We start from the raw sequence: 11,833 nt of genomic DNA on the forward strand, positions 1-11,833 counted from the left end.
TGCCCTAATGTCTGGTCAAAGTCAGGCGCGTCAGTGTAGCCAGTCCCCGCCCGTCCCCCAGGAGGCATCGTGCCGACCCGTCCCCACGGTCCCACGCAGACCCCCCACCGGCTCTCCTTCGACCGCCCGGCCGGTCACTGGCTGGAGGCGCTGCCGCTCGGCAACGGCCGGATCGGCGCGATGCCGGACGGCGGTGTGGAGCGCGAGCGGGTGCGGCTCAACGACGGCACGGCGTGGTCGGGTTCGCCCGCGAGCGAGTTCGCCCACGGCCGGGTCGGGGCCGCGACGGCACGCGAGGCCGTCGCCGAGGCCCGCCGGGCGCTCGCCGTGGGCGACCACGCCGCCGCCGACCGGGCGGTCCGCAGGCTCCAGGAACGCTGGACCCAGGCCTACCTGCCGTTCGGCGAACTGACGGTCGGCGTCGTCAATCCGCCGGGCCCCGTCACCGGATACTCCCGCCGGCTCGACCTGCGCACCGCCGAGCACGTCGTGAGCTACACGGCGGGAGGGGCGACGGTGGTACGGCGCACGGTGGTCTCGCACCCCGACCGGGCCCTGCTGATGACCATCGACGTCGCCCAGGGCCCGGGCGTCGACCTCACCCTCGGCCTCGACTCCCCGCTGCGGGTCCTGGGCCACGGCGCCGACGGGCGCGGCGCCTGGCTCACCACCCGGATGCCCACCGACGTCGCACCCCCGCACGAACCCGACGCGCCCTCGCCGGTGTACGACGACGACTCGGTCAGCCTGCGGGGCGCGGTGGCGGTGCACTGGTCGCACGACGGGCAGGACGTCCCCGCGGGCGAGGCGGCGGCGCCCGGCACCCGGGGCGGCGGCGCCCTGCTGGCGGCCCGGGGTGTGCGGCACGCCGAGATCGTGCTGACCACCGACACCACCTTCACCGCGATCGGCGCCGCACCGCGCGGTGACGAGCGCGACGCCCTGGAGGCGGCCCGCCGGGACCTCGACGCGGCCGTGGAGCGGGGCGCCTCCGCACTGCGCGAGCGGCAGCGCGCGGACCACGCGCGCCTGTACGAGCGGGTGGAGCTGGAGTGGGACGCCCCCGACGAGCGGGGGCGGCAGTTGGCGTTCCTCTTCCACTACGGCCGCTACCTGCTGATCAGCGCGTCGCGGGCCGGCGGGACACCGGCCACGATCCAGGGCCTGTGGAACGACTCGATGCGCCCCCCGTGGAGTGCGAACTACACCGTCAACATCAACACCCAGATGAACTACTGGCCGGCCGACGTCACCGACCTGCCCGAATGCCTGCCACCCCTGTTCGACCTGGTCGAGGCGGTGAGCGTCCGGGGCGCGGAGACCGCGCGGCGGCTGTACGACGCCGACGGCTGGTGCGCGCACCACAACACCGACGTATGGGCGCACACCTCCCCGGTGGGCCGGGGGGAGGCCGACCCCGCCTGGGCGTTCTGGCCGCTGGCGGGGGGCTGGCTGTGCCGGCACCTGGTCGACCACGTGGCCTTCGGCGCCGGCCTGCCGTTCGCCCGGGACCGCGCCTGGCCCATCGTCCGGGGCACGGCGCGGTTCCTCCTCGACTGGCTGGTGGAACTGCCCGACGGCACGCTCGGCCTCTCCCCCTCGTCGTCGCCGGAAAACCGGTTCACCACCGCGGCCGGCCCCATGGCGGTCGACGTCAGCTCCGCGATCGACGTCGGCATCGCCCGCGACGTGCTCACCTCGGTCGTCGCCCTCGCCCGGGACACGGGACGACCCTCGGACCCCGTGGCCGAGGCGGCCCGGTCCGCCCTGCCCCGCCTGCCGCACCCAGAGACCGACGAGGACGGGACGATCCGTGAATGGCGCGGTCCGCACGTCATGGCGGAGCCGGCCCACCGTCACCTGTCACCGCTCTACGAGGCGTTCCCCGGGCCGGGGATGCGACCGGAGTCGGCCACCGCGGTGGCCCGCACCCTGGACGTGCGCGGCGACGACTCCACGGGCTGGTCGCTCGCCTGGAAACTCGCGCTGCGCGCACGGCTGCGCCACACCGAGCGGCTGCCCGCGCTGATCGATCTGGCGCTGCGCGAGGTGGACCCGGGGGCCGTGGGTGAGCACGGGGGCCTCTACCCCAACCGCCTGTCGGCCCACCCGCCGTTCCAGATCGACGGCAACTTCGGGTTCACGGCGGCGATCGCGGAGTGCGTGCTGCAGAGCCACACCGGCACGGTCGACCTGCTGCCGGCGCTGCCGTCCGACTGGCCCGCCGGGCGGCTGCGGGGACTGGTGGCACGGCCGGGTGTCGTGGTCGACCTGGCCTGGGACGCCGGGCGGCGCCTGACCGAGGCGCGGTTGCGCGGACGCCGTGAGGGCACGGGTGAGGTGCGCGTTGCGTGGGACGGCGCGTCGGTGCAGGTGGACCTGGACCGGGGACCGTGGACCGTGCGCCCCGGCGAGGGCGGCGGGTTGCTGGCCGTGCCGGGCTGAGGACCGGTCCGCCCGGTGCCGGGCATGATCCCGGTACACTCGCCACACGCCGGGCGGCGCCGTTCACGCAGAGGGAGTCATGGCCAAGGTCGGGATCAGCGACGTCGCGGCGCGAGCGGGCGTCAGCGAGGCCACAGTCAGCCGCGTCATCAACCGCCGCGGAGTCGTCGCGACGGCGACCCGGCGCCAGGTCGAGGAGGCGATCCGCGAGCTGGGCTACGAGCGCGGCGGGCAGAGCCAGCTGATCGTGGTCCTCACCCCCGGACTGGCCCAGCCGTTCTTCGGCCAGCTGTGCGAACTGATCGAGTCGGCCCTCGCCTCCCAGGGCTTCAGGGCCATAGTGGGCTCCACCACGGTGGGCGGGCTTCAGGAGATCGACTTCATCTCCTCGACGATGGACCTGGGCATCGCCGGCGCGGTCTTCGCCTCCGCCAGCAACACCCTGATCGACGCCGACCCGACCGTGTACCAGCTCCTCACCGAGCGCAAGATCCCCTTCGTGCTGGTGAACGGCGCGATCGCGGGGCATCCGGCGCCCAGTTGTTCGACCAACGACGCCGTGGCGGCGGAGCTGGCGGTCGAGCACCTATGGGGTCTCGGGCACCGCGAGATCGGTCTGATCGCCGGCCCGGCGGGGAACCGTCCGAGCGAGCGACGGCTGGCCGGGTTCGTCCGGTCGATGACCGCGCGCGGGGTCGCCGATCCGCAACGGCTCGTCGCCCGCCAGGTCTACAGCGTCGAGGGCGGGATGTCCGCCGCCGGGGAGCTGCTCGGCCAGGGGGTCACGGGGATCGTCGCGGCCAGCGACTACATGGCTCTCGGCGCGATCCGGGCAGCCCGGCGCCGGGGGATGTCGATCCCCGAGGACCTCTCGGTGGTCGGCTACGACGACTCGCTGGTCATGGACTTCGTCGATCCGCCGCTGACCACCGTGCGCCAGCCCGTCGAGCGGATCGCGCAGTCGGTGTCGACGGCCATGGTGCACCTGGTCAACCGCAAGCTGGTCCCTTCCGGCGAGCTGCTGTTCGACCCGGAGCTGATCGTACGCGCCTCCACAGCGCCGCCGCGTGCCTCCACCGCGCCGCCGCGCGTCACTCCCGTTGACGGGTAATTGACGGATCCGTCATAAGTACGTCATTACCCCCGACGTCTCTGCCGACACACCTTCGCGCGTCGCCCCACTGTGGCCCGCTCCGGCGATCCCGGCGCCGTACTGGCGCGTTTCGGACCCCTCGTAGCCGGCCGAGACACGTTTGAGACGTCTGAGGCAACGCCCCCACCTGCGGTGATGGGTGAACAGAAATCCTTCGGAAGGTTGCGAGCAACGATGCGTTGACGCGAAGTTGACGTGCGTGCAACACTCCCTTTCATGGCGCAGGGACCAACGTATCCGCAGCCCTCAAGCACTTTCAGTGGCTCAGGACGTCAAGGTGTAACGCTTCAGCTCAGATCCAGCATGACGGATCTTGTCGAGTCTTTCATTTGGGCGTCATCGCGTGCACGGGAATGGGTGCAGACCGGGCGGAGAGCGGACTTCCTGCCGAGCTACTGGGCGGGACTCACCGACCGGCCGATGTTCTACTCCCGGGACCTGGCTCACCAGATGCTCGGCGCCCACCTGCTGGGTCTCGACACCGAGAACCTGGCGATGCTCCGGCACTTCGCCGCCTCGGCGACCGAGCGGCGCGGCTGGTACCCGCTGTGGGCGTTCCTGTTCGACGGCACGCCCGCGGCCATCGACTACCACGACGACGACGACTTCGTCCGGGAGATCCCGGCCCCGTTCGAACTGGTGGAGAAGGCCGTCGAGCAGTACCGCTGGACGCGCGACGAGCGGTTCCTGCGGACACCCGAGATCGCCTCGTTCATCCGCACCACCCTGACGTCGTTCGTACGGGCCCACGATCCCCTGGGCAACGGAGTCGCCGGCGAGCGCGGCAGTGGTCGGATCTTCCAGGGCACGGCCACGTACAACGAGGTGGAGGAACCGCCGCACCTGCTGGTGTCCGCCGACGGCATCGCCAGCCAGTGGGCGGCCCACGCCGCACTCGCCGACGTCACGACGGAGGCGGGGCTGGACAAGGAGTTCGCGCGATGGAACGCGGAGCGGACCGACGCCCTGGAGACCGAGTTCGCCGAGAACTGGTGGCTGGCGGACCACCGGCGCTACACCGCGGGCTTCAGCCGCGAGGGGCCGGTCAGCGGCTTCTCGCTGGAGAGCACGTGGTTCCCGGCGGTCAAGGGCCTGATGCGAACGGACGACCGGGCGGCCGCCCACCTGGACTTCCTCGGCACCGGCCTGGAACAGAGCCCGCCGCACAACATCGAAGCCTTCACCTACCTGCCCGAGGCGTATCTGCGCTACGGACGCGACGAGGAAGCCCTCCGCTGGATCCGCCACCTGGCGGACTCCCGCGCGGACTACCCGGAAGTCCCGTTCACCCATGTCGCCCACCTCGCGGCCGGTCTGACCGGCCTGGCACCCGGACCCCGCCGGGGCGAGGTGCGCACCCGTTCGCACATCCCCGCCGACGCCTGGCTGGAGGCCGACCAAGTCGCCGTCGGCACCTCGGTCGTCGGCGTGCGCCACGAGGGACACGAGGCGAGCGAACTGTGGGTGACCGGCGGCAGCACCGTCGACTGGACCCACACCTGGCGGGACGGCCGCACCACCCGCGTGCACGTCCCCGTCGGCACACGTATCCGCATCACCGGCGGCGGCGAGACGCCCGCGGCCGACGAACAGAAATGAACCCGGCACCCTCCAACGGCAACGAGCCGCGATGACAAGGACCTTCCCGTGTTGAGAACCGCAGTGACAGCCGCCATCGTCGTCGGCTGCCTGGCCTCCCTCGCCGCGTGCGGCAACGAGAGTGGGGCCACCCCCGGAGACAGCGGCAAAGACTCCGCATCCATCTCCTTCGCCTACTGGGGCAGCAACGAGGAGAACGCGACGATCAAGAACATGGTCGCCGCCTTCGAAAAGGCCCACCCCGACATCGATGTCGAAGCCAACTGGATCCAGAGCGACTACGAGCAGAAGCTCCAGACGTCCATCGCCGGCGGGGACGCCCCCACCGTGGCCGCGATCTCCAACACCTCGCTGCCGAGCTTCTTCAGCGCCTTCAAGCCGGTCGACGTCGACGCCGGCGCGTACTACTCCCCGGCCGTCGCCAAGGCGGGCAACGTCGACGGCACCGACTACGCCGTGCCGTTCGTGGCCAAGAGCAAGGTCATGGCCGTCGACAAGACCAGCTTCACCAAGGCGGGGCTCCCCGTGCCGTCGGGCACGAAGCCGCTCGGCACCCAGGACTTCGTCGCCGCCGCGAAGAAGATGACCAGCGGCTCCGGCTCGTCCAAGGTCTACGGTTCCGCGCCCCTGTGGTACGACGGATGGCTGCTGGCCGACGGCGGCTCCTACTACAACGCCGACGGCACCCGGTGCACCATGGGCGACGCGGCGGGCGTCCGGGCGGCGAAGACCGTCGCCGACTCGGTGAAGCCGGACGGCTTCGCGCCGACCGCGATCGCCGCCCAGGGACAGGACATGTTCCAGTGGCTGGCCCAGGGCAAGGTCGCCACGCTGCCCGACTTCGGCCCGTGGAACATCGCGAAGTTCGCCGCGCTGGACCCCTCCCGCTTCGCGCTGGTGCCCATGCCCGGCCGCGGTGAGCCCATGGAGGTCGACGGCCTCGGCATCTCCAAGAGCGCGAACGCCGAGCAGACCAAGTCCGCCCAGACCTTCACGCGGTTCATGAGCACCGACCCCGCCGCCCAGAACCTGCTGGCGTCCAAGGAGTCCGCGCTGGGCATACCCGTCGTCAAGGACTCGCTGGCCGCCTTCAAGTCCGCCGCGCCCCAGGCCGGTCTCCAGGTCTTCGTCGACGCCGTCGAGCGCGCGGTGACCACGCCGTACGTGAAGAACAAGGTCCAGATCGAGAGCACCTTCTCCACCGCTCTCAACTCCCGCACCGCGGTCGGGACCGGCCACGAGGACCCGGCGACCGTGCTGCCGCAGCTCCAGGCCGAGTGCCAGAAGATGCTCGACGCGACCAAGTAACCCTCGCAGCGGACGGCCGCGAACGGCACCGACAAGGACCGGATCCCCGACATGACAGACATAGTGAAGGGCCTGGAGGGCTTCCTCGCCCGGCTTCACCTGGATGTGGCGCTCCAGCCCATCGTCGCCTTCGTCATCATGATGGCCGTCGTCTTCGGGGTGCTCGCGGCCGCCCTGTGGCTCGCGGTGCGACGCAGGTGGGTGGGGCGCGCGACCGCGGCCTTCTGGCTCTTCGTCTCCCCCTGGATCGTCGGCTTCCTGCTCTTCACCGGCGGCCCGATGATCTACTCGTTGGTCCTGTCGTTCACCCACTGGGACCTGATCAGCCCGGCGCGGTTCGCCGGGCTCGACAACTACCGCAAGGCACTGCACGACCCGAACGTCGGGCAGGCCGTCAAGGTCACCCTGCTGTACGCGGTCCTCAGCGTCCCGGCGCAGACGGCGCTGTCGCTCGCGGTGGCGCTGCTGATGAACGTCGAAGTCCGCGGCATCCACGTGTTCCGCACCATCTGGTACCTGCCCTCCCTGGTGAGCGGGGTGGCGCAGGCGGTGCTGTTCATCTGGGTGTTCAACCCCGACCACGGCCTGGTCAACGGGGTGCTGGGGCTGCTCGGCATCGAGGGCCCGAAGTGGCTCTTCGACCCCGGCTGGGCACTGCCCGCGGTCGTCATCATGAGCCTGTGGACCGTCGGCGGCAACATGATCATCTACCTGGCGGGGCTTCAGGACATCCCGTCCGAGCTCTACGAGGCGGCGGCACTCGACGGCGCCGGCCGCCTCCGCTCCCTGTGGAACATCACCATTCCGCAGATCAGCCCGGTCATCTTCTTCAACGTGGTGACGGGACTCATCTACGCGATGCAGACCTTCACCCAGGGCTACGTCATCACGCAGAACGGCGGCGGACCCTCGAACTCCCTGCTGTTCTACGTCCTCTACCTGTACCAGAACGCGTTCAAGTTCTTCCAGATGGGCTATGCCTCCGCCCTCGCCTGGATCCTCTTCCTCATGATCATGGTGCTCACCGCGGTCGTCTTCCGGGGCAGCAGTTTCTGGGTCTACTACGAATCGCAGCGTCCCAAGGAAGGGAGGCGGCGTGTCCGCGCCAAGTAAAGAGATGCCTCGCACACGCGCGGAAAGGACCGCACGCGCCCCGAGAGCACGCAACGACGGGACGTCGGCCGCGCGCTACACCTCGGTCGCCGTCCTGATCGTGGGATCGGTCGTCTTCGTCTACCCCTTCCTGTGGATGATCGCGACCGCGCTGCGCACACCGGAGGGCGTCTCCAGCGGGGGAATCGCGCTGTGGCCCGTCCAGTGGCAGTGGTCGAACTTCTCCGACGGTCTCAACTCCTTCCCGTTCTGGCGGTACTTCCGCAACTCGCTGCTCAGCACGCTGGTCCCGGTGGCAGCGGTCGTCTACTCGTCCTCACTGGTGGGCTTCGCCTTCGCCCGCATCCGGGCCCGCGGCTCGAACGTGCTGTTCGGCATCGTGCTGGCGACCCTGCTGCTCCCGCAGGAAGTGACGATCGTCCCGCAGTTCGTCCTGTTCAAGAACCTCGACATGCTCAACACGCTGTGGCCGATCATCGTGCCCACCTTCTTCGGATCGGCCTTCTTCATCTTCCTGTTCCGCCAGTTCTACCTGCGGCTTCCGGAGTCACTGACGGACGCCGCCATCCTCGACGGCGCCGGATGGTTCCGCATCTGGTGGTCGGTCTACCTCCCGCTGTCCCGCCCGGTGCTGATCGCGACCGCGGTCCTGCAGTTCATGTCGTACTGGAACAACTTCTTCCACGCCGCGATCTTCATCACCGACGACAAGTGGAAGACGCTGCCGCTGGCACTCGCCGGATTCCAGTCGGTGAACGGCACCAACACACCGCTGCTCATGGCCACGACCGTTGTCGTGACCCTGCCCTGCGTACTGATCTTCTTTCTCGCCCAGCGCCACATCATCGGCGGAATCTCCTTCTCGGGAAACAAATGACTGACACTCGATCCCCGGCACCGGCGTCCTTCTGGGTGCCCGGACGGGACACCGCCCCACCGCAGGAACCCCTGCCCCTGGGCACGACGGCGACGGCACGCGGACTCCGGCTCCAGGCGACCGGCACCGGCCCCGTGCGGGCGGCCGAGCTCGCCGACGGCGTGTGGGAGGTCGCGTTCCGCACCGGCCCCGCTCCGCTGGAACTGACCGTCCTGGTCCCGGCTGCCGACGCGGTCACCTGGTGGCACCCGGGCAGCACCGCCCCGCACGCCACGATCCCGCCCTCCTGGGGAGAACCCGCCGACACCACCGCCCTCACCGGCCTCCCCTTCGGCGCCCTGCTGCGGCGCCAGGACCGGACCGGCCTGGTCTACGCGCTCGACGCCGGCAGCCACCGCACCTCCGTGCGGGCCGGACTGGTCGAGGAGAGCGCGGACTTCGCCGTCATGGTGACCGTGCGGGACGCCGAACCCGGCGAGGAGGTCCGGCTGCTGCTCGACGTCTCCGGCCGCCCCTTCGCCACGGCCGTACCGGACACCGGGCGCTGGCTCCAGCGGGGCGACGGGCCCCCGGCGACACCCGGCGCCGAGGACGCGGTGCTGTGCACCTGGTACTTCGCCCACCAGGACGTCACGGCCGCGGCGGTACTGGCCCAGGCCGACCGGGCCGCCGCGCTCGGCTTCGGCGTCGTCATCGTGGACGACGGCTGGCAGACCATGTCACTGGCACGCGGCTACGGCTCGTGCGGCGACTGGGAGGCGGCCACCGAGAAGTTCCCCGACCCGGCCGGCCTGATCGCCGAACTGCGGGCCCGGGGACTGCGCACCATGTGGTGGGTGGGCACCCCCTTCCTCGGCCACCACGCCGAGGCCCGTACGGCCGGTCTCGCCACGCGGTACGACGAGACCGAACTCGACGCCGCGGTCCTCGACCCCCGGGACGACGCCACGCGGCACTACCTCGTGCGGCGCATCCGCGACCTCGTCGTGGAGACCGGCGCGGACGGGGTCAAGCTCGACTTCCTCGAACGGTTCGCCACCCCGGTGCCCGACGACCCCTCGCCGCACTCGCCCGTGGCGGCGACCGTGCGGCTGCTCGCGGAGATCACCGACGCCGTCGCGGCGGCGGGAGTCCGGCCGCTGATCGAGTTCCGCGAGCCGTACGTGCATCCGGCCGTCGGACGGTTCGCCACCATGCTGCGCGTGGGCGACTGCCCGCTGAGCGCGACCCAGAACCGGGTCGGCATCGTCGATCTGCGCCTGGCCCGGCCCGGCACACCGATCCACAGCGATCCGATCATGTGGGCCTCGGACGACAGTGCCGAACGCGTCGCACACCACCTGGTCAACGCCCTGTTCGGCGTCCCGCAGGTGTCCGTCGACCTCGTGGGCCTCGACGACGCCCCGGCGGACGCGCTGGCGTTCTGGATGCGGGTGTGGCGCACCTACCGGGACACCCTCCTGCACGGCGAACTGCTCCCGGAGCGCCCCGACCTGCTCTACCCGCTGATCGCCGCCCACGGCGAGGACCGCCACATCGTCGCCCGCTACGCGCCGCACGCGGTGACGCTGCCGAAACGGCCCTGGCGCGAGGTGCTGATCGCGAACGCCGACGACAGCGCGCCGCTGGTGGTGAACGACTCGTTCCCGATGAGTGTCCGGCTGGAGATCTGGGACGCGCGCGGCCGCCTGATCCACCGGTCCCTCGCGGAACTGGTGTCCGGTCCCTCGGTCCTCCCGGTGCCCTCCGGGGGCCTGGCCCGCCTCAGCCACCCGGACCTCGAACCCGGCCCTCGGCTGTAGGGCGTCGGCGGCGGCCCGTCACCGGCCGGACGACGGCATCCGTGTCATCACCCCTGTTCCCGCCGGCCCCGGCCGGCGGGAACACAAGCCCGCATCGAGACGTCCGAACTGGACGGGGTGGGCTGTGCCGCGCTGACCGCGAGCCCCCAGCGGGTGGTACGGACGGGCCGGCTGATCGCGCGCGACCACGAGGACGTCGTGCTGGCCAATATCCAGCTCCACGGCAGGGCCAGGCTGGAGCAGAACGGACGCGTGGCCGTACTCTCCGAGGGGGCGATGGCCTTCGTCGACAGCGCCCACCCCTACGAGCTGGACTTCGCCGGCGACTTCTCCCAACTGGTGGTGAGGGTGCCCAGGAGCTGCCTGCCGCACCGTTCGCTGAGACGAGCGACCGCCGTGGAACTGGATTCCTCGACCCCCGGCCGGGTGGTCGCCGACTTCCTCGTCGGACTCCACCGTCTGGAGGGCCGCGACCCCGCTGCCGCCCTCGCGCTGCTGCCCCATGCCCTGGACCTGCTGAACACCGCTCTCGGCTGGGCCGCGGACGGAGCACTGCCCCGGACGTCGGCGACGGCGTTCACACGTGAACGTGTCCACCGGTTCGTGCGCCGGCACGCCCTGGACCACGGTCTGGACGCCGCCGCCGTGGCAGCGGGCTGCGGTGTCTCCCGGCGCACGCTGTACCGGGCGCTGGTGGAGGCCGGGGACACGTTCACGGGGCTGATCCGCAGGGCGCGGGTGTCACACGTGCAGCGGATGGTCCGCGCCCACCCCGACCGCCCGCTCGCCACCGTGGCCGACGCGTGCGGCTTCGGCGGCGAGGCCCAGATGTACCGGGCGTTCCGGGCGGTCACGGGCACGACACCGGGCGCCTACCGGTCAGGGTGACGGTCGGTCCGCCACCGGCCCGCTGCGGGACATGAACTCGTCTCTGCCCGACGAAAGGCGTGGTCAGACGGGTCTCTCCTGTTCCGGCCCAGACTGTGCACACGTGCCGCCCCCCATACCCCGGGAGAACCCCAAGGGCTGACCCCGGAACAGGGCCCCCGGGACGTGGCCTTCGCCCTGACATGACAGGCTCGGCTTCTCCGTTGTCGGTTTGACGAGGCTGCAAGGTTCGCTTGACGCTACGGCCCGCGCGCTTGCTCCCCCCAAAGGGGCTTTTGACATCCCGCTCAGCCCGCCGCGTCTCCACGACGAACCGGGCACCTGCTACCGGGCACTCCGGTGCCTACCCGGACGGGACTTCCACCCCGAGCCTGGACCAGCTTTCAGGACGCACCATGCCCACACCTTAAGACTGCTGTCCGCGGACCTTACTCGGGTGTGTGTGCGTTCGTAGGTCGGTAGGTGCTTTGCCGGTCCACCGTTTCCATTCGTCACCGTCTTGACGGGTGATGTTTGCGGGTGCCATGATGACGTCACCGCCTGAACGGGTGACGAGAGCGGGTGATTCCACTCCGCGCACGTGTCCCCGCCCCAGGCACCTACCAAAGACCCGTTCCACCGAGAACCAGGAGAACCTGCCATGGCAGT

8 protein-coding genes and 1 pseudogene are annotated in these 11,833 nt (G+C 70.8%); all 9 read left to right on the top strand.

Going from position 1 to position 11,833, the window contains the following annotated elements; all coding sequences use genetic code 11:
* Positions 1 to 69: 69 nt before the first annotated feature.
* The 9 genes and pseudogenes from ACFU5K_RS24560 to ACFU5K_RS24600 all read left to right on the top strand — a co-directional run bounded on the left by ACFU5K_RS24560 (position 70) and on the right by ACFU5K_RS24600 (position 11,185).
* On the top strand, positions 70 to 2,445 hold the full coding sequence (locus ACFU5K_RS24560; protein WP_384065313.1) for a glycoside hydrolase N-terminal domain-containing protein: 2,376 nt from the start codon (positions 70 to 72) through the stop codon (positions 2,443 to 2,445).
* 79 nt (positions 2,446 to 2,524) lie between these two features.
* Positions 2,525 to 3,556 (top strand): LacI family DNA-binding transcriptional regulator, encoded by a 1,032-nt coding sequence (locus ACFU5K_RS24565; RefSeq protein ID WP_384065315.1) that lies wholly within the window; start codon positions 2,525 to 2,527, stop codon positions 3,554 to 3,556.
* A gap of 399 nt (positions 3,557 to 3,955) precedes the next feature.
* Positions 3,956 to 5,197, top strand: coding sequence for a hypothetical protein (locus ACFU5K_RS24570; protein ID WP_384065317.1), 1,242 nt, complete (start codon positions 3,956 to 3,958; stop codon positions 5,195 to 5,197).
* A gap of 48 nt (positions 5,198 to 5,245) precedes the next feature.
* On the top strand, positions 5,246 to 6,505 hold the full coding sequence (locus ACFU5K_RS24575; RefSeq protein ID WP_384065319.1) for an extracellular solute-binding protein: 1,260 nt from the start codon (positions 5,246 to 5,248) through the stop codon (positions 6,503 to 6,505).
* A gap of 51 nt (positions 6,506 to 6,556) precedes the next feature.
* Positions 6,557 to 7,618: a carbohydrate ABC transporter permease gene (locus ACFU5K_RS24580; RefSeq protein WP_384065322.1), complete on the top strand. Its 1,062-nt coding sequence runs from the start codon at positions 6,557 to 6,559 to the stop codon at positions 7,616 to 7,618.
* A 4-nt stretch (positions 7,619 to 7,622) separates the two neighbouring features.
* Complete coding sequence (locus ACFU5K_RS24585) at positions 7,623 to 8,495, top strand: carbohydrate ABC transporter permease (protein WP_384065324.1); 873 nt, start codon at positions 7,623 to 7,625, stop codon at positions 8,493 to 8,495.
* Positions 8,492 to 10,297 carry a TIM-barrel domain-containing protein gene (locus tag ACFU5K_RS24590; RefSeq protein ID WP_384065326.1) on the top strand — a complete coding sequence of 602 codons (1,806 nt, stop codon included), beginning with the start codon at positions 8,492 to 8,494 and terminating at the stop codon, positions 10,295 to 10,297. Before ACFU5K_RS24585 ends, ACFU5K_RS24590 begins: the two co-directional genes overlap by 4 nt.
* Positions 10,298 to 10,378: 81 nt before the next feature.
* Positions 10,379 to 10,816 (top strand): annotated as a pseudogene (locus ACFU5K_RS24595) (AraC family transcriptional regulator); the annotation flags it as partial.
* A gap of 126 nt (positions 10,817 to 10,942) precedes the next feature.
* On the top strand, positions 10,943 to 11,185 hold the full coding sequence (locus ACFU5K_RS24600; protein ID WP_384065328.1) for a helix-turn-helix domain-containing protein: 243 nt from the start codon (positions 10,943 to 10,945) through the stop codon (positions 11,183 to 11,185).
* The last annotated feature ends 648 nt before the right edge of the window (positions 11,186 to 11,833 follow it).

It is taken from the genome of Streptomyces sp. NPDC057428 (assembly GCF_042803195.1).
Lineage (GTDB): Bacteria > Actinomycetota > Actinomycetes > Streptomycetales > Streptomycetaceae > Streptomyces.